At 55.0% G+C, this 18782-nt stretch carries 16 protein-coding genes; 8 read left to right on the plus strand and 8 right to left on the minus strand.

The annotated features are described in order from the left end of the window. Positions 1-148: 148 nt before the first annotated feature. The 3 genes from rloA3 to AACY09_RS09035 form a co-directional block, all read right to left on the minus strand. A complete protein-coding gene (gene rloA3, locus AACY09_RS09025; RefSeq protein ID WP_339487382.1) occupies positions 149-652 on the minus strand; it encodes a retropepsin-like aspartic peptidase RloA3 in 504 nt (167 codons plus the stop codon). Positions 653-861: 209 nt separating this feature from the next. Next, positions 862-3936, minus strand: coding sequence for an efflux RND transporter permease subunit (locus tag AACY09_RS09030; protein ID WP_339487383.1), 3075 nt, complete (start codon positions 3934-3936; stop codon positions 862-864). 5 nt (positions 3937-3941) lie between these two features. Beyond that, positions 3942-5045: an efflux RND transporter periplasmic adaptor subunit gene (locus tag AACY09_RS09035; RefSeq protein ID WP_339487385.1), complete on the minus strand. Its 1104-nt coding sequence runs from the start codon at positions 5043-5045 to the stop codon at positions 3942-3944. A 91-nt stretch (positions 5046-5136) separates the two neighbouring features. Between AACY09_RS09035 and AACY09_RS09040 the strand changes: the two genes are divergently transcribed. Continuing rightward, positions 5137-5775 (plus strand): TetR/AcrR family transcriptional regulator, encoded by a 639-nt coding sequence (locus AACY09_RS09040; protein WP_339487386.1) that lies wholly within the window; start codon positions 5137-5139, stop codon positions 5773-5775. 19 nt (positions 5776-5794) lie between these two features. On the opposite strand, the gene AACY09_RS09045 is transcribed toward AACY09_RS09040, so the two are convergent. After that, positions 5795-6550 (minus strand): class I SAM-dependent methyltransferase, encoded by a 756-nt coding sequence (locus AACY09_RS09045; protein ID WP_445323813.1) that lies wholly within the window; start codon positions 6548-6550, stop codon positions 5795-5797. Between the two features lie 378 nt (positions 6551-6928). On the opposite strand from AACY09_RS09045, the gene AACY09_RS09050 reads away from it, so the two are divergent. The 7 genes from AACY09_RS09050 (at position 6929) to AACY09_RS09080 (ending at position 15777) form a co-directional block, all read left to right on the plus strand. Then, positions 6929-7234, plus strand: a complete 306-nt coding sequence (locus AACY09_RS09050) for a BufA1 family periplasmic bufferin-type metallophore (protein ID WP_339487388.1) — start codon at positions 6929-6931, stop codon at positions 7232-7234. A gap of 25 nt (positions 7235-7259) precedes the next feature. Then, positions 7260-8156 carry an MNIO family bufferin maturase gene (gene bufB, locus AACY09_RS09055; RefSeq protein WP_339487389.1) on the plus strand — a complete coding sequence of 299 codons (897 nt, stop codon included), beginning with the start codon at positions 7260-7262 and terminating at the stop codon, positions 8154-8156. 2 nt (positions 8157-8158) lie between these two features. Continuing rightward, complete coding sequence (locus AACY09_RS09060; protein WP_339487390.1) at positions 8159-8932, plus strand: HvfC/BufC N-terminal domain-containing protein; 774 nt, start codon at positions 8159-8161, stop codon at positions 8930-8932. 12 nt (positions 8933-8944) lie between these two features. Next, positions 8945-9460 carry a DoxX family protein gene (locus tag AACY09_RS09065; protein ID WP_339487391.1) on the plus strand — a complete coding sequence of 172 codons (516 nt, stop codon included), beginning with the start codon at positions 8945-8947 and terminating at the stop codon, positions 9458-9460. 472 nt (positions 9461-9932) lie between these two features. Continuing rightward, positions 9933-11180, plus strand: coding sequence for a TolC family protein (locus tag AACY09_RS09070; protein ID WP_339487392.1), 1248 nt, complete (start codon positions 9933-9935; stop codon positions 11178-11180). Positions 11181-11188: 8 nt separating this feature from the next. Beyond that, on the plus strand, positions 11189-12655 hold the full coding sequence (locus tag AACY09_RS09075; protein WP_339487865.1) for an efflux RND transporter periplasmic adaptor subunit: 1467 nt from the start codon (positions 11189-11191) through the stop codon (positions 12653-12655). Beyond that, complete coding sequence (locus tag AACY09_RS09080) at positions 12652-15777, plus strand: efflux RND transporter permease subunit (RefSeq protein WP_339487393.1); 3126 nt, start codon at positions 12652-12654, stop codon at positions 15775-15777. The genes AACY09_RS09075 and AACY09_RS09080 overlap by 4 nt, the downstream gene beginning before the upstream one ends. Before the next feature lie 16 nt (positions 15778-15793). Here the strand turns inward: AACY09_RS09080 and AACY09_RS09085 are convergent, their stop codons facing one another. The 4 genes from AACY09_RS09085 to adk all read right to left on the minus strand — a co-directional run bounded on the left by AACY09_RS09085 (position 15794) and on the right by adk (position 18651). Next, positions 15794-16675, minus strand: a complete 882-nt coding sequence (locus AACY09_RS09085) for a DUF72 domain-containing protein (RefSeq protein WP_339487394.1) — start codon at positions 16673-16675, stop codon at positions 15794-15796. Then, positions 16675-17019 carry a hypothetical protein gene (locus AACY09_RS09090; RefSeq protein WP_339487395.1) on the minus strand — a complete coding sequence of 115 codons (345 nt, stop codon included), beginning with the start codon at positions 17017-17019 and terminating at the stop codon, positions 16675-16677. The genes AACY09_RS09085 and AACY09_RS09090 overlap by 1 nt, the downstream gene beginning before the upstream one ends. 120 nt (positions 17020-17139) lie before the next feature. Next, complete coding sequence (gene tsaB, locus AACY09_RS09095; RefSeq protein ID WP_339487396.1) at positions 17140-17826, minus strand: tRNA (adenosine(37)-N6)-threonylcarbamoyltransferase complex dimerization subunit type 1 TsaB; 687 nt, start codon at positions 17824-17826, stop codon at positions 17140-17142. Positions 17827-18003: 177 nt separating this feature from the next. Then, the gene (adk, locus tag AACY09_RS09100) at positions 18004-18651 is read right to left on the minus strand and encodes an adenylate kinase (RefSeq protein ID WP_339487398.1); all 648 of its coding nucleotides are present in this window, start codon (positions 18649-18651) and stop codon (positions 18004-18006) included. Positions 18652-18782 lie beyond the last annotated feature (131 nt).

Genomic DNA, 18782 nt, shown 5'->3' on the forward strand with positions numbered 1-18782 from the left:
CATCACCACACCCTACTGTGGACGTCGGTGGATGATGGCTATTTCATCATGGGCAGCAAACTTTCGAGTTGTTTGATGCGCCAGGGTGGACAAGCTTCGCCTTGTCACACCCTGCGATTGAGATATCGCCGGCGCTCGCCAAACGCGATTATTTTTTACAATTTGGCTCGCTGGTGAATGTCTTCGACACATCAACCAGGCCCAGATCCTTGATTGTGCTGCGACCGATCAGCACCGGGTAATTCATTTTGCTGCGGTTTTTCAGGGAGAACTGCTCTTTGTAAACCTGATCACCGATGCACATGCTCATCATCACAACCGGACGGCTCTCCGCCCCGCCAGCACCACGCACTTTAATATTGCGCACAATTTTGCGCTCAACCTTCATCGACTTCATCTTGCCGGTATCGGTGTCTTCAAGCTCGACATTAAAGCGCACCCATTTGTCGCCATCTTTGCTGAACCGTTCAAGATCCTTGGCGTCCATCGATGAGGTCTTGGCACCCGTGTCGAGCTTGATCTTGACCGAGATGCCTTCAGGTTGAATTGAGCCTTCTTCGACCCAGCCAAAAACCTTGTCAGACTGGTTTGCGAGTACAGGGCCAGCCAGGCCCAGTGCGAGAATTGATACTGCTAGTCGTTTCAACTTCAAAATGACGTCCTCTACAAATGAACACCGTTGCACTGTGCGCGCGAGCCTGTGAAAAAAGCGTGAATTTTGCCCAGACGGTGTATTGGCAAGCGTGGCAAGAAGCTGTCGAATAACGCCCCAAGCAGGTTCTGCAGCACAGGCCGCAACAGTAGATAGACAAGCGAGATCAGCAAATAGCTCCCCTAGTGAGTAAAAGGGAGCCAATGCGATTAGCTTTGAGGCTGTTCCTTGACCCTAAACCAGGCGGCATAAAGCGCAGGCAAGAACAGCAGCGTCAGCGCGGTAGCGACAATCAATCCACCCATAATTGCCACCGCCATGGGCCCGAAGAAAATGCTGCGCGACAGCGGAATCATTGCCAGCACGGCAGCCAAGGCGGTCAAGGCAATCGGCCGGAATCGACGTACAGTGGCATCGATAATTGCGCTCCAACGGTCATGCCCGGCGCTGATATCCTGCTCGATCTGGTCAACCAGAATCACCGAGTTACGCATAATCATCCCGGACAGCGCGATAGTGCCGAGCATGGCAACGAAGCCGAAAGGTTGATTAAACAACAGCAAGAACAGAGTCACGCCGATCAGCCCCAGCGGTGCGGTGATAAACACCATCGCCGCCCGTGAGAAGCTTTTCAACTGCAACATCAACAAGGTCAGTACCACCACCACAAACAGTGGCATACCGGCGTTCACCGACTTCTGGCCTTTAGATGCATCCTCAACTGTGCCGCCCACATTCAATAAGTACCCTGAAGGCAATTCAGCACGCACGGAGTCTAGGGTCGGCAATATTTGAGCAATGATGCCTGAAGGCTGCTCTTTGCCGTAAACGTCCGCACGCACGGTAACCGTTGGCAGACGTTCGCGGTGCCAGATAATGCCTTCTTCAAAGCCATATTCCAGGGTTGCAACCTGCGACAGCGCCACACTTTTACCGCTGCTGGTCTGGATCGCCAAGCTCGGCAGCAGATTCAAGCTCCGCCGCTCCTGATCGGTGCCACGCAGAAGTATTTCGATCAACTCATCATCATCACGGAATTGACTAACACTGCTACCGATCAAGGTCCCGCGCAGGAAGTTGGCCACATCTTCAGAGGTGACGCCCAGTGCCCGCGCCCGATCCTGATCGATATTGACCCGCACGACTTTGCTTGGCTCTTCCCAATCGAGATGCACGTTGGTTACATACGGATTTTCCCGCACCTTGACCGCCACCTTGCGCGCCAGCGCACGCACGGTATCAATATGTTCGCCGGAAACACGTAGCTGAATCGGATACCCCACAGGAGGGCCATTCTCCAATCGCGAAATACGTGTGCGCAAAGTCGGGAATTGCTCGCGCATGGTTTTAATCAACCAGTTGCGGATTTCCTCACGCTGCTCAATGTTTTTAGTCAGCACTACAAACTGGGCAAAGCTGGCAGAGGGCAACTGTTGATCGAGTGGCAAGTAGAACCGAGGTGACCCCGTGCCCACGTATGCCACATAGTTATCAATGCCTTCATGGGTTTTGAGCAACGCTTCCAAGCGTTGAGCTTGCTCTTCCGTGGCCCGCAAGGAAGCGCCTTCAGCCAATTTCAAATCAACCATAAGTTCAAGGCGATTGGAGGCAGGAAAGAACTGTTGCGGCACAAGCTTGAAGAGACCCAATGACACGACAAACATCATCACCGTTACGACGATCACGGTTTTGCGGTGGCGTACACACCAGGTAATTATGCGCCGTACACGGTTATAAAACGGGGTGGAGTAAGGGTCGTGTCCTTCAGCACTGCCTCCGTGCTTTGCCGCATAGAGCTTGGCCATATCAGGCAAGAACTTGGCACCCAAATATGGCACGAAAACCACGGCCGCAATCCATGAAACCAACAGCGCAATGGACACTACCTGAAAGATTGAGCGTGTGTACTCACCCGTCCCTGACTGGGCAGTCGCAATAGGCAGAAAACCTGCCGCAGTTATCAGGGTGCCGGTGAGCATTGGGAACGCAGTACTGGTCCAGGCGAAGCTGGCGGCCTTCATGCGGTCGTAGCCTTGCTCCATCTTGATCGCCATCATTTCAACCGCAATGATCGCGTCATCCACCAACAAGCCAAGCGCGAGCACCAGCGCTCCCAAGGAGATTTTGTGCAGGCCAATCCCCAAGAAGTACATGCTCGCAAAGGTCATGGCCAGCACCAACGGAATCGACAGCGCCACCACCAGGCCGGTGCGCAAACCCAGCGAGAAAAAACTCACCAGCAAGACGATAATCAAGGCCTCGGCAAGCACCTGAACAAACTCTCCGACACCCGTTTTTACTGCTGCGGGCTGATCAGAGACCTTGTGCAACTGCATACCTGCCGGCAAGGTTTGCTGAATGCGCGCGAATTCTTTCTGCAGTGAGGCACCGAGTTGCAGAATGTCGCCACCGGCCTTCATCGACACCGCAATTCCCAGGGCCTCTTCACCCATAAAGCGCATGCGCGGTGCGGCGGGATCATTAAAGCCGCGCTTGACCTCAGCCACATCGCCCAGGCGAAAGGTCCGGCCATCAACCCGAATCGGGAAGTTGCGTATCTCTTCAGGGGTTTTGAAACGGCCCTCAACCCGAACCTGCACGCGATCAGTTGGGGTTTCAAAGAAGCCCGCATTGGTCACCGCGTTTTGCTGATTAAGCGCTTGCTGCACGGCGGCAAGGGATAGCCCCAGTGTCGCCGCTTTGGTATTTGACAGCTCGATCCAGATTTTTTCATCCTGCAGACCAAGCAGTTCTATCTTGCCCACGTCTTGCACCCGCTGCAGTTGCAGTTGAATGCGGTCGGCATAATCTTTCAGAATGGGATAGTCAAAGCCTTTGCCGGTTAACGCATAGATGTTGCCAAAGGTATCGCCGAACTCATCGTTAAAGAACGGCCCTTGAATGCCCTGAGGCAAGGTGTGGCGGATATCGCCGACCTTCTTACGGACCTGGTAATACAGCTCTTTCACTTCAGCAGGCTTGAGGTAGTCGCTGGCCAGGAACGTCACCTGGGACTCACCCGGACGCGAGTATGAGATCAACTTCTCGTACTCGCCGGTTTCCATCAGCTTCTTTTCGATGCGGTCAGTCACCTGCCGCGAAACTTCCTCAGCCGAAGCGCCTGGCCAGTTGGTGCGAATAACCATGGCTTTGAAGGTGAAGGGCGGGTCTTCACTCTGCCCAAGCTTGGTGTAGGAAATCGCCCCGATAACACTCAATAAAATCATGATGTAGAGGACGATCTGACGGTTGCTCAGAGCCCAGCGCGAAAGATTGAAATCCATCGTGATTAGTCCTTCGCCGTCAGCTTGACCGCGCGATTGTCGCGATCCAATGGCTTGACCTGCTGACCCTCTTGCAGCACTTGCGTGCCCGCCGCAACAACCCAATCATCAGCTTTCAACCCTGCCAGCACGGGCACCGAATTATCGCTATAGGGCCCCACACGCACCGGGGTGCGCTTTAGGGTGGAGTGCTGCGGATCGACCACCCAGACATAAGGTTCGCCTGCATCGGCGGTTAATGCGGAGAGCGGAATACCCAAGGCAACTTCACCCTCACGGGCAATAAACACACGCGCGCTCTGCCCCAATTCGGCCGGCACTTGGCCTGCGCTAAACGCCACCCGTGTGGCGAAAGTGCGTGATTGCGCATCCGCCGCCGGCGACATCTCGCGAATCTGACCTTTAAAGCGTTTTCCCGGCTGCGACCACAATTCAACCTCGACCTGCTGGCCTACACGATAATGCTCGTAAGCCTGCTCAGGCAGGTCGATGCGCACTTCACGCTCACCGTCGATAGCCAATGAAAAAACCGTCTGACCCGCCGCAACGACCTGACCAACCTCGACTTCACGCTGCGCGATAACGCCATCTTGTGAGGCGGCTAATACGGCGTAGTCACTCTGGTTATTGGCAACATTGAATTCGGCTTGAGCCTGCTTTAGCCGCGCCAAACCTGAGCGATACAGATTCTCGGCATTGTCGTATTGCGAGCGGCTGACCAATTGACGACCCTGCAGGGTCTTGTAGCGGTCGCGTTCGGCTTTGACCAATTGCAGATTTGCTTGGGCAGAGGCCACTTGGGCGCGGGCCGACTCGAGCTGCAAACGCACATCCTGGGGGTCAAGCTCAGCCAGTGCCTGGCCTTTCTTGACTCGGTCACCCACATCGACATGGCGCTTGACCACTTTGCCGCCAATACGGAATGCCAGGTCAGGTTCGTAGCGCGCACGCACTTCACCCGGATAGGTGTCTTGAAGCGCTGTTGAAGGCACAGGCTGTACCACCAGTGCCGGGCGCACGATCGGCTCAGGTTTTTCACCATTACCACACGCAGCCAGAACGGCAATGAGACTTAAAGGAAGCGCAGCTCGCAAGACGGCTTGGAACATGACCGGTGGCCTTTGAGGAAAGTTTTAGAATATTTATACTGATGGGTATAGTATAAATACCAAACTCACCAGTCCAGTATTAAAATCACCAATGCCAAACAAGTTGTTTCAATCGAACGGCCCCGGTCGACCCAAGGATCTTGCAAAGCGCAGCGCCATTCTGGAAGCAGCGAAAACCCTCTTCCTTCGCAACGGCTACGACGGCAGCAGCATGGACGCAATCGCCGCAGAGGCAGGGGTTTCCAAGCTCACGGTGTACAACCACTTCACCGACAAAGAGACGCTGTTCTCCGCAGCGGTCAAGGCCAAATGCGAAGCACAAATACCCGAATTATTATTCGAGCTACCCGACGACACCCCGATCGAGACCATATTGCTCAATGTGGCAATGGCCTTTCACACCCTGATCAACAGCCGTGAATCCATTGAGTTGCACCGGGTGATGGTCAGCCTGAGCGGACAAGACACCAAACTCTCTAAACTGTTTTTTGAGGCAGGCCCGCAGCGTTTGCTCGATGACATGCAGCGCCTGCTGGAACGTGCCAACGCCAGCGGCAAGCTGAAAATCGACAATCCGTATATCGCAGCGGATCAGTTCTTTTGCCTGATCAAGGGCGGCGCCAACTTTTGCGTATTGATCGGCCTGGAAGAAGCCCTTGAGGGCGAGGCTGCGCTGGCGCAAATCCAGCAACACGTCGCAATGTTTATCCGCGCCTACCAAGTAGATTGAGTAGATCGACTCTGGCCGGCTATTTATCCGCCGCAGCCAGTTTCTTCAACGGATAAATATCGTACCGGCTGGACTTGCCCTCAAGCGCGTAGCTGGGCTTTGCGCCTTCAACGATTGGCGCTTTGCGAGGCCGCTTTACCACCACCCGATGGGTAGCCAGTTGCAGCGCAGCCGCCAACAAGGCAGGCGCATCCATGTCATCACCCACCAGCGGGCGGAACACGCGCATTTCCTTTTTGACCAAGGCGCTTTTATCGCGATGCGGAAACATCGGGTCGAGGTAGATCACTTGAGGGCGTTCACCTTGCCAATCAGCCATCAGGCTAATCGCGTTGCCGACAAGCAACTGCATGCGGGCGGTAATAGGCGCCACATCAGGGTCGCGCTCAGCGCGGGCTAAACCATCTTCAAGCAACGCAGCAATTAAAGGCTGGCGTTCGATCATGCTCAGGCTACACCCCAAGCTTGCCAACACGAATGCGTCTCTGCCCAGGCCCGCAGTGGCATCTAAGACCCATGGCCGCACGCCCGGCTGAATACCGACGGCCTTGGCGATCATCTGCCCACTGCCTCCGCCAAATAAGCGCCGGTGCGCAACCGCACCTTCAACGAAGTCGACCCGCACCGGCCCGGGAGCCTGTGGCCCCAGTTCAGCCAGTTGCAAACCACTGTCCGTTAATTGCAGAGCAAACCCAGCCTCACCGCCCTGCGGTAATCCCAGCCGCGTTGCCCACCGGGCAGCCTCAGCGGCTAAATGGGGAACCAATGCGTCCATACGCACCGCCGGGCTGTGTTTGTCTTCACTCATCTACATCTGCTCGTCTGCAGCTAATTTGGGCAGGGTGGCGCGAAATATACCAAGCGCTGACCGGCGCACTATTTTGCCAGAGCCAACACATTAAAGGGGATTCATCTTAATAAGGTAGCGCATGCCCAAGCGGATTATTGCGCCCGAAGTTTTTATTTTTTTTCGCCAACCCTGTAACAAAGCAAAGTGTCGATTCTCTCTATTAGCAAGCGCGCTGACCCTAATAGATCGTTCCCTGAACCTCTGTTGACCAGCAAGTTGCTAATGCAGTGCGCTTGAAGATAACCACGCTTATCGATACCCCGAATTTAACTGTATGCATCCAACGAACGGAGATTCACCTTTATGAACGGCAAAACTCGTACTGTTTCCGCTGCCAGCCTCGCAATCGCTCTGGGCGCTGCTGTTGCTCTGTCTTCGGCTGTTGTCACTTCAGCCCACGCCGCCGATAACGAGAAATGCTTCGGTATCTCCATGAAAGGCAAAAACGACTGCGCCGCAGGTGCTGGCACCACGTGCGCTGGTACTGCAAAAACTGATTACCAAGCCAACGCCTGGAAATACGTTCCAACTGGCACCTGCGAAAAAACCGAATCAGCCACTTCACCAACTGGTTTCGGTCAACTGACTGAGTACAAGCCAAAAGCGTAAGCACTGACGTTTGGGAGCGCCGCACATGGTATCAACTGATGTAACTCATGCCAGCGGCGCGCTCGATAGGCGTCCAACCTTGCCTGTTCAGGCGGGGTTGGGCCTTAAAACGCAACATATCCCACAAATTTTGAGTGAAAAGACCGAGATTGGTTTTTTTGAAGTGCACGCCGAAAACTACATGGTCGCCGGCGGACCATTTCACCATCAGCTGACCCAGATTCGTCAACGCTATGCGCTCTCAATCCACGGTGTGGGTTTATCCATTGGTGCTGAGCAAGCCATCGATGAAGACCATTTAGACCGGCTGGCTGAGCTACTCAATCGCTATCAGCCTCACTCGTTTTCAGAGCATTTGGCGTGGTCCAGCCACGGTGAGAATTTCTACAACGATCTGTTGCCGATCCCCTATGATCAGGCCACCCTGAATCGGGTTTGTGAACATATAGATCGCATTCAGGAACGCTTGCAGCGGCGCATGCTGTTGGAAAATCCTTCGACTTATGTTGAGTTCGCCGATTCCAGCATGAGTGAAACCGACTTTATCCGCGAAGTCATCAAACGCACCGGCTGCGGCTTGCTGCTAGACGTCAATAATGTCTACGTATCCTGCGTTAATCATAATTGGAACCCGCAGCACTACATTGACAGCCTGCCACTTGCAGCTGTTGGCGAAATACATCTGGCTGGTTTCGCCGAAGATCAGGACAGCGCAGGTGATCGCCTGTTGATCGACGCCCATGGCACGCCCATCGACAGCGCCGTCTGGTCGCTCTACAACGATGTGCTTAGGCGCAGCGGCCCGCTGCCTACATTAATCGAACGTGACAACGATATTCCCGCACTTGAAGTGCTGCTTGCTGAGGCGCAACAGGCTAATGATTTATTGGCCGAACATTCACACCTGCCGGAGCGAGCATAAGCATGGGCTATCAATCCGAGTTCTCTCGTGCATTGCTCAATGGCCAGCAACCCTGCTCGGCTCGACTAAAAACCTGGAATGGTTCTGACAGCAGCAGTCGCTTTGCGGTCTATCGCAACAACGTTGTCAGCTCGCTTATCAACGCACTTGCCGATAACTTTCCGGTCATAGTGCAGCTGGTCGGCGATGATTTTTTTCGGGCAATGGCCACGGTGTTTGTTCGTGAGTTCCCGCCACAGACACGTATCTTGAGCTATTACGGCGCAGGCTTCGCCCGCTTTATCGAGGCATTCCCACCCGCCCAAAGCCTGCCTTACCTCGCTGATGTGGCGCGCCTTGAGTTTGCCCGTATTCAGGCGTATCACAGCGCCGATGTTGCGGGGCTAGGCGCCGAGCAGATTGCCCAAGCATTGGCCAACCCTGAAGCGCTCGTGCAGATGACATTCAGCCTGCATCCCTCGCTCACAGTGCTTAATTCAGCCTATGGGATCGTCTCGCTGTGGGGCGCGCATCAAGGCCATATTGAGATAGAGCGGGTAAACCCGAGTAACGCCGAAAATGCCCTGATATTGCGCAACCAACTGGACGTTGAAGTGATGCAAATATCGGCTGCGGCTGCCCTGTTTATCGGTGCGCTGATGGACCGGAAAACCCTTGCTGCTGCCGCTGAATACGCCACTGATTTACAACCCGATTTTGACTTAACCCCCTACCTGGCTCACCTGATTCAAACAGGTGTGATCAGCAGTTACAGCGTTTCCAACTCTGCCGCCTAACAAGGATGCATCATGATTGACCCTGCTAACCTAAATGTCTCAGCGCCGGTGCGCATCATCACTAAAGCGATTGATGTGCTCAAGGCAATCCCTTACAGCTTGATTGCCTTTATCGGCCGTTTCGCCATCGCCGCCATTTTCTGGAAATCCGGACAGACAAAGGTTTCAGGGTTTGAAGTCGACATTGTCTCCGGCACATTCAACTTAGGTTTCCCGTCTCTCTCCCCTTCGGCAATTCCGCTATTTGCGGAGGAATATAAATTGCCTTTTTTATCCCCTGAATTTGCTGCGACGCTTTCTGCCTGCGCCGAGCACTTTCTACCGATACTGATTCTGTTCGGTTTTGCCACGCGCTTCTCAGCGATGGGCTTGCTGGGCATGACGTTAGTGATTCAACTGCTTGTCTATCCGGGCGCATACCCAACTCATGGGGTTTGGGCTGCCGTACTGTTGATGTTGATGAGTAAAGGCCCTGGCATGCTGTCGCTGGACCACCTGATCGCGCGCCGGTATGGCTACAAACCCTAAAAAGCGGTTAGAGTAGTTTAATGGACCTGTTTATTCGGCATGCATTGCGCATCATGATTTGCCTGACGCTAGCCTTTAACGGCTTGGTGCAAGCAGAGGTGCGCCTCCCCTGCCCGATGAACGAAGCCAGCACAGTGCAGCACGCCGCAATGGAGTGCTGCGCAGAGCAAATGGACATGGCCCAAAAGCTATGCAAAAGCGGCCTCGACTGCCAGGCAAACAGTGTCATGGTTCAAGTCCTCAGGATTAAACCCGCTACCCCCTTTGCTCAACAACCCGTTGTATCTGCGCAATCCGAATTCATAGCAGCAACGGCTCCCGACAGCGTTTGGCGCCCTCCGCGGGTCTGATTCCCTCTCCATGTATTGAGCTCCAGCCGGGTCCTTAGCGATCGCGGTTGAGCGCTGCCTGTCTGTGCCATCAGCATTGGCTCAGTGTGCGGCGCATCTTCCACATGATTGGAATCGCCACAATGAAATTTCGATACTTACGCTTGCGCCTACCGGCGACGGCATTGCTGACTGTGTTCATCAGCCAAGGTACCTATGGGTTATCACTCGCAGATGCCATGCGTGTGGCTGAGCGGGAAGCCCCCTCACTCGCAGCCCAAATGGCACAGGTTGAAGCTGCACGTAATAATGCAATTCCCGCCGGTGAATTGCCTGATCCCAAACTACTTCTGGGCTTACAAAACTACCCAATCAATGGCCCCGATCGCGGCCAGTTGCATGCGATGCCAATGACCTCAACAAAAATTGGCGTGATGCAGCAAATGCTCAATGGCGACAAACGCAGAGCACGGGTTGATAGCGCTCAAGCCAGCGTCGAAAGAGCCCGTATTGAACAACAGGTACAACGTTTAAGAGTTCGCCGCGAAACCGCTATGGCGTGGATCTCGACCCTAGCGCTTGAACAAAAACTGATCCTATTCAAAACCCTTTACCACGAAAACCACTTGTTCAATAAAGCTGTCCAGGCTCGTCTCGCCAGCGGTGATGGAGAAACCAGCGACAGCATCGTTCCGCAAATCGAAGCCGCACAGCTGGACGAGCAACAAGACCAGCTGCACCAAGAACTCGCACAACAACGTGCCGCATTGCGGCGCTGGGTCGGGGTGCGGGCTAACGAGCAACTGACAGGTCAAATGCCTGATTGGCCTGTTGATGCCCAGCATTACAAGCACAACCTAGAGCAACACCCCGAACTGGCAGCCTACACATCCATGACCAGCAAAGCGCAAGCACTGCTGCGCGAAGCCCAAGCTGAGAAAAAATCCGATTGGAGCTGGGAGGTCGCCTACCAGAACCGGGAAAAAGGGTTCGGTGACATGGTCAGTCTGCAACTGAGCATCGATTTGCCCGTTTTCAGCGGCTCACGCCAGGACCCGAAAATTGCTGCCCGCCGCGCTGAATTAAGCCAGGTCGAAGCTGAACGAGAAGCCCAAGTCCGCATGCACAACCAGCAACTGGAAGACGATCTTGCCAGCTACCAACGCCTGGACCGCGCACTAACGCGCAACCAAAAGACATTGATTCCGCTGGCAAAGGACAAAGTAAAACTGTCGATGGCCGACTACCGCGCCGCTCGTAATTCGTTATCAACCGTGATCAATGCCCGGCAAGAACTTATCGCGGCGCAGCTTAAACAGATCGATATCCAACAACAGCGAGCACTGACCAGCGCACGCCTGTATTTCACTGACATGGAGGCTGGCCTGTGAGAAATCGAATGATCATCATCAGTGTTCTGATTGCGCTCAGTGCGGCAGGCGGCTACGCCTTCGCAATTCTGCAATCCACAAACAGTCCGATGTCGGCACAGATGCCCAGTACAGCCACCAGCTCGGAGAAAAAAGCCCTGTACTGGTATGACCCGATGTATCCGCAGCAAAAGTTTGACCAGCCCGGCAAATCGCCATTTATGGACATGCAACTGGTACCCCGCTATGGCGATGCCGGTGGTGATGCGACTGGCATCAGTATCGATTCAGGCGTCAGCCAAAACCTGGGTATGCGCCTGGCGACTGTGACATTGGGCTCACTCAACCCTGAGATTCAAGCGGTGGGTGTTCTAACCCTCAATGATCGCGATGTGGCAATTGTACAAGCCCGCAGCCCAGGCTTCGTCGAGCGTGTTTATGCACAGGCGCCGCAAGATGTCATCCCAGCCGGCACCCCTTTGGCGGATATATTGGTGCCGGATTGGGCCAGCAGCCAAGAAGATTACTTGGCCCTGCGCAACAGCGGCGTGAGCAGTCTTATCAAGGCCGCTAAACAGCGTATGCGCCTAGTCGGCATGCCTGCTGCACTCATTAACAAGGTCGAGCGCAGCGGCAAGTTGCAGCCAGTATGGACAGTTACCAGCCCAATAAGTGGGGTCATTGAACAACTCGATGTTCGTCAGGGCATGACCTTGACAACAGGCATGACCCTCGCCCGGATCAACGGTTTAAGCAGCGTCTGGTTAGATATCGCGGTACCTGAAGCACAAGCCATGGATTTGGCTATCGATCATGCTGTCGAAGCACGTTTATCCGGTGGTGGAAGCAAGGTCATCAAGGGCCGTATCAGCGCAATTTTGCCCCAGGCTGACCTGCAATCACGCACCGTGCGCGTACGCGTTGAGCTGGATAACCGTGACGGCAAGCTTCGCCCGGGGCAAACAGCCAGCGTGCGCTTGGCGCAATCGGCAACAGCGCCAGCATTACTGGTGCCGAGTGAAGCGGTGATCCGCAGTGGCCGGCGTGCATTGGTGATGTTGGTAACAGAAAACAATCGCTATCAAGCCACTGAGGTCGTGCTCGGCCAAGAGTCTGGCGATCAGATCCAGATCATCCAAGGCTTAGAGTCAGGCCAACAAATTGTCGCGTCGGGACAGTTCCTGCTCGACTCAGAAGCCAGCCTGCGGGGTATCGAAATAACAGCGCTTGGCGATTCCGCACGCCCCCTGCTTCAACCTGCCTTACACCCAGCTGAAGGCAAAATCCTTAACCTTGACTCCAACAGTATTACCCTCGCCCACGGTCCATTTAAAACCTTGTCGATGCCAGGCATGACCATGCAATTCCCCGTCGCCAGCCCGCAACTGCTAGAAGGCTTACGTGTTGGGGAGCGCGTGCGCGTTTCTGTCAGCGAAGGCGATCACGGCCTGCAGATTGAACAAATAGAACCAGTGAAAATGGAGGCGCAACCGTGATCGCATCTCTGATTCGTTGGTCCGTCGGCAACCGTTTTCTGGTATTGCTGGCCACTGTATTTGCTACTGTCTGGGGCGTTTGGGCGGTACAGAACACCGCAATCGACGCCCTGCCCGACCTGTCTGATGTGCAAGTTATTATCCGCACGCCGTACCTCGGGCAAGCACCGCAAATCGTCGAAAATCAGGTCACCTATCCGCTGACCACAACCATGCTGTCTGTGCCCGGTGCCAAGACTGTGCGGGGGTATTCTTTTTTCGGTGACAGCTATGTCTATGTGCTGTTCGAGGATGGCACAGACCTGTATTGGGCACGCTCACGCGTCCTTGAATACCTCAGCCAGGTTCAGAGCAAATTGCCTGAGGGTGCCAAGCCATCTCTAGGCCCGGATGCCACAGGCGTCGGCTGGATCTACCAATACGCGCTGGTCGACCGCAGCGGCAGACATGACCTCAATCAACTGCGCTCGCTGCAGGATTGGTTTCTAAAGTTCGAGTTGAAAACTCTGGCCAACGTCGCCGAAGTGGCCAGTATCGGCGGCATGGTCAAGCAATACCAAGTCCAGCTAGATCCGGTAAAAATGGCCAGCTTGGGCATTACTCAACGCCAGGTTACAGAGGCTATTAGCGCGGCGAACCAGGAAACCGGCGGCGCAGTGATGAACATGGCTGAAACCGAGTTTATGGTCAGAGCCTCGGGTTATCTGCAAAACCTCAATGATTTTCGTACCATCCCGTTACGCCTTGATGCCAACTCGGTCCCGGTGACTCTGGGCGATATTGCCAGCATTCAAATCGGCCCGGAAATGCGCCGCGGTATTGCCGAACTGGACGGTGAAGGTGAAGTGGCCGGCGGCGTGGTGATTTTACGCAGCGGCAAGAATGCCCGCGAAACCCTGACGGCGGTGCAGAACAAGCTTGACTCGCTCAAGGCCAGCCTGCCGCCCGGGGTAGAAATAGTCACCACCTACGACCGCAGTCAGTTGATCGACCGAGCAATCGACAATCTCAGTTTCAAGCTGCTCGAAGAGTTCTTTGTGGTCGCACTGGTGTGTTTGATATTTCTTTGGCATTTGCGCTCTTCAATGGTCGCCATCGTTTCCCTTCCGGTGGGGATTTTGACCGCCTTTATCATCATGCAGCAGCAGGGAATCAACGCCAATATCATGTCGTTGGGCGGTATCGCCATCGCCATTGGAGCCATGGTGGATGCCGCTGTGGTGATGATCGAAAATGCCCACAAGAAAATTGAAGCCTGGCATGTCAAGCATCCCAATCAGGAGTTGCGCGGTGAACAGCATTGGCAGGTCATCAGTGATGCGGCAGTCGAGGTTGGTCCAGCGCTGTTTTTCAGCTTGTTGATTATCACCCTGTCGTTTATTCCTGTGTTCACCCTGCAGGCGCAAGAAGGTCGCTTGTTTGCCCCTTTGGCATATACCAAAACCTATTCCATGGCAGCCGCGGCAGGTTTGTCGATCACCTTGATTCCAGTGTTGATGGGCTATTGGATTCGTGGGCAAATTCCCAGTGAGCAAAAAAACCCAATCAATCGTTGGCTGATCAACATCTACCAACCGGCACTGGACGCAGTGTTGCGCAAACCCAAATTCACCTTAGCGGTAGCTGTGTTGGTATTTATCAGTGCTGCGTGGCCGGTGTCGCAACTCGGCGGTGAGTTTTTACCGCCGTTGGATGAAGGTGACTTGCTCTACATGCCATCGGCGCTGCCGGGGCTGTCTGTGCAAAAAGCCGGGGAATTGCTGCAACAAACCGACCGACTGATCAAAACCGTGCCTGAGGTCGCACGGGTATTTGGTAAGGCTGGGCGCGCTGAAAGTGCCACCGACCCGGCGCCGTTGGAGATGTTTGAAACCACCATTCAGTTCAAGCCCCGCGATCAGTGGCGCAAGGCGATGACGGCGGAAAAGCTGATCGAAGAACTCGACCGTGTGGTGAAGGTGCCTGGGCTCAGCAATATTTGGATTGCCCCAATACGCAACCGCATCGACATGCTCGCTACTGGCATTAAAAGTCCGATTGGGGTCAAAGTTGCTGGGCCTGATTTGCTGCAAATAGATGAGGTTACCCAAGCAGTTGAAAAAGTCGCAAAACAGGTCGATGGCGTCAGCTCAGCACTGGCTGAACGACTCACCGGAGGGCGCTATATTGACGTTGACATTAAACGCGAGGCTGCGGCTCGCTACGGGCTGAATATCGCTGACGTACAGGCCATAGTCGCCAGCGCTATTGGCGGCGCTAATATTGGCCAGACCATTGAAGGGCTTGCCCGCTATCCCATCAGCGTGCGCTATCCCCGTGAATGGCGCGATTCATTAAGCCGCCTGAAAACCCTGCCCATCTATACCGCGCAGGGCAGTCAAATCACCTTGGGCAGCGTTGCCGAGGTGAAGATAAGTGATGGCCCACCTATGCTCAAAAGCGAGAACGCACGCCCCTCCGGCTGGGTTTACGTGGATGTAAGGGGGCGAGATCTGGCATCGGTGGTGACTGATCTGCGCAGCGCAATTGAGCAACAGGTCACCCTGCAACCCGGCATGAGCTTGAGTTATGCCGGGCAGTTCGAGTTTTTGCAACGGGCCAATGCGCGCTTGAAGTTGGTGGTACCAGCAACCCTGATGATCATCTTGGTGCTGCTCTACTTAACCTTCTCGCGCTTTAGCGAAGCGCTGCTGATCATGGCAACGCTGCCCTTCGCCCTGACGGGCGGCATCTGGTTCCTGTATCTGCTCGATTACAACCTGTCGGTTGCCACCGGCGTTGGCTTTATCGCACTGGCTGGAGTTGCCGCCGAGTTTGGCGTGATCATGTTGCTGTACCTGAAAAACGCCTGGCTGGAGCGTCTTGAGCGAGGTCACAACAGCCAACAGGCCTTGCTTGATGCGATTCGCGAAGGCGCTGTGCAGCGCGTGCGGCCCAAAGCAATGACGGTGGCGGTGATTATCGCCGGATTACTGCCAATCATGTGGGGCAGCGGCACCGGCAGCGAAGTCATGAGCCGAATCGCTGCGCCCATGGTGGGCGGCATGATTACCGCGCCACTGTTGTCGTTATTCGTGCTGCCAGCCGCGTATTTGTTGATGCATAGAAAGAAGCGGAGCTGATCAACGCCTAAACCGACTATAGAAGCCCCAACTGCTCAGCTGGGGCTTCTAGGTTAAGCTCAGGCAAGACTGGCATGCCTGGAAGACGCACAATGAGCTGCTGATGAAAACGTCGAGCCAGTTGCGGCGCCAGGCGGTTGTCTGAAGTGTGCAAAAACACATAGGGGCTCAAGCCTTGCTCAATCCAACTGGCGACCTTATCCAGCCACGGCGTCATAAAGGCGTCATTCTCCAGCAGCTCGGGATGACCAATAAAACGCAGCTGCGGCGCGTTACTGAACGCAGTCGGTCGCGTTGGCAGGCGCGGTTTTTTATCTTGCGCATGGATAACCGCAGGGTCAGCCGAGTGACAACTAAACAGCGCTCGGGAATCCAGACAAACGCGCTCTACGCCTTGGTCAAGCAATAACCGATTTAGCGCTCGCTCGGCCTCGCCTTTGGCAAAAAAACCCGGGTTACGCACTTCTACAGCCAATGCCCGGCCGCCCAAATGCTCCGAACTAGCGCCCCAGTGCTGGATAAACATCGCCAATTCACCCAGACGTTGCGGACCAAAGCTTGCCGGTAACTGCAGCCAGTATGGCGCCACACGCGGGCCGAGCGGCGCCAGCAACTTACGAAAATCATCCACTGCATGCAGCTGCTCGCGTAAATCACCGGCATGGCTGATATCCCGGGGCAGCTTGGCGCAAAAACGAAAATGCTCGGGCATTGCCAGTGACCACTTGGCGATGGTCTCAGGCGCTGGGCGCGCATAGAAGGTGGTGTTGCCTTCAACGGCGTTAAACAGTTGGCAATAATGCTTGAGGAAATCGCTGGAGGTGCTGCCTGAAGGATAAATCGCGCCGCGCCAAGCCGGCTCGCTCCACGATGGACAGCCGAGAAAATACGGCAGCACTAGGCGTAAAGGTCGAGACCCAGCACCTGCTGCGCATCAGACTCGGTAATAAACTCAGCGGTGCTGCTATAGCTGGCAATCGCTTGAGAGGCACGATTACTGATGGCGGGCTGTTGGTAGGTAAAATCCTGCGCCTGCACAGCGCGGCTCTGCCCACCTTCGCTAGAGGCCTGCACCCGACGAATCTGCGGGGCGGGTTCAAAACCTTGGCTAGCACCAACCGCAGCCGGTTGTTCACGGCGCGTCTCGACCTCGCGTTGGGCGTCGCGATACGGGGTGACCGCAGTCCCCGAGCGAGGGCCACGATCTGGCGAGTATGAGGGTATGGAGCCGTCAATGCGCATCAATTAAGCTCTGAAATCCAGTAAGCACGGTGCTTGCAGCTGCAATTTAGCGGTGCCTAGGCCACTTGGCAATCAACAACTGATCAGCCGTTAGGCTTTTTTGCACCAACGGCTATAGAACTACTTATTAGCGGGCGCTTTTGGCGTCGCTACTTGATCTCGCAGGTACACCGGTTGCGCCTCATCTGCGACCAGCGACTCACCACGGGCCCAGGCAAATTGCGCCAGCGCCAGCAGGTCCTGGGCATGGGGCAGCATCGATGGATCTTGGGCGCATGGCTTAACCGCAATACGCTCAGCAAAGGTGCCCCACCCTGTTCCGGCAGCAAACCAATCACCGGTCGCGCCTTCGGGCAATGCGGCCAACTCTGGCGCAAGTACCGCTTCGCGTCCGAGCAAACGCATTTCACCCTGCTGCGCCTGATAACAACCCCAGTAGACCTCATCCATGCGCGCATCAATCGCCGCAGCCACTTGCTCAGCGCCATGCTCACGCAAAGCACGTTGTGCCAACACCGCTAGATTCGAGACAGGAATCACTGGGCGATCCAAGGCAAATGCAAGCCCCTGCACCACCCCGATAGCGATACGGATGCCGGTAAATGCACCCGGGCCCCGACCAAATGCAATTGCCTCGAGTGCTGAAAGCGGCAAACCCGCTTCAGCCATTAGGGTTTTGATCATCGGCAACAAGCGTTGCGCATGCTGACGCGGAATCACTTCGTAATGGCTAAGCACCTTGCCGTCGTGCAGCAGAGCAACCGAACAGGCTTCAGTGGCGGTATCGAGGGCCAACAGGGTGGTCATGACAGATTCCAGCAAGCAGATGGCCGCGCAGTATAAACGCTGCAGCCAAGAAGCTGTAGGCGTTGTCAATCGGCGGTGGCTTCAGCGCTTTACTGCAAAAACAACAACGGCCCGCCTAAGCGAGCCGTTGCGTGATGCTAAATCAGGTTCTGGAGAAATCGAACCTAGCTTGATGCCTTAAGACAGCGCCGCCAAAACCTTGGTGGTGATCTCATCAACCGAGCCAACACCGGCAATGGCGCTGTACTTTGGCGTGCCATTGGCTGCGGCCAGCTTCTGGTAAAAATCTACCAGCGGCTTGGTTTGCGAATGATAAACCGACAGGCGATGACGCACGGTTTCTTCTTTGTCGTCTTCACGCTGAATCAGTTCTTCACCGGTTTCATCGTCAACACCCGCAACTTTCGGCGGATTGTGCTCGGTGTGGTATACGCGGCCCGAGGCTGGGTGAACACGACGGCCAGCGATACGGCTGACGATTTCTTCGTCGGCAACAGCGATCTCAACCACGTAATCGATAGTCACACCCGCTTGCTGAAGTGCTTCAGCTTGCGGAATGGTGCGCGGAAAGCCGTCAAACAAAAAGCCATTGGCGCAATCTTGTTGGGTGATGCGTTCTTTGATCAGGTCGATGATGATCTCATCAGAGACCAGACCACCGCTGTCCATAACACCCTTGACCTTAAGACCAAGTGGACTGCCAGCTTTGACTGCTGCACGCAGCATATCGCCAGTCGAAATCTGTGGAATAGCGAACTTCTTGGTAATAAAGCCCGCTTGGGTACCTTTTCCGGCACCGGGCGCCCCTAGCAAAATCACGCGCATCGATGTGCTCCTCAACTTATAAGTATTAAATCAGTGGACTCGCCTCTTGGGGCCAATCTCAGAATATTCAGGGCAGCGGCACAGTCGCGCAACAAACTGCCAAAGGCCGATCAAGATACACAGCAGTCCAC

The sequence above is a fragment of the Pseudomonas sp. EL_65y_Pfl2_R95 genome (assembly GCF_963971045.1).
Classification (GTDB): domain Bacteria; phylum Pseudomonadota; class Gammaproteobacteria; order Pseudomonadales; family Pseudomonadaceae; genus Aquipseudomonas.